The following is a 307-nucleotide window of genomic DNA, read 5'->3' on the forward strand; positions in this document are numbered from 1 at the left end:
GTGCGCCGATTCACGTCCGATGAAAAATAAAAAAGCCCTCGTCACGAGGGCTTTTTTGCGGTGCCGCGCGCCGCATAGGCGCGCAGGACGCATGAACTTACGCGAAGTTCTTCGCTGCGAAGTCCCAGTTCACGATGTTCCAGAACGCTTCGACGAACTTCGGACGTGCGTTGCGGTAGTCGATGTAGTACGCGTGTTCCCACACGTCGATCGTCAGCAGCGGCTTGTCGGCCGTCGTCAGCGGCGTCGCGGCGTTGCTCGTCGACACGATGTCGAGCGAACCGTCGGCCTTCTTCACGAGCCATGC

General features: G+C 59.9%; 1 pseudogene. It reads right to left on the reverse strand.

The window, feature by feature from the left end:
- Nucleotides 1-97: 97 nt before the first annotated feature.
- Nucleotides 98-307: pseudogene (gene sodB / locus SB751_RS29285) on the reverse strand (superoxide dismutase [Fe]); the annotation flags it as partial.

It is taken from the genome of Cupriavidus sp. SIMBA_020 (assembly GCF_046535395.1).
Lineage (GTDB): Bacteria > Pseudomonadota > Gammaproteobacteria > Burkholderiales > Burkholderiaceae > Cupriavidus > Cupriavidus campinensis.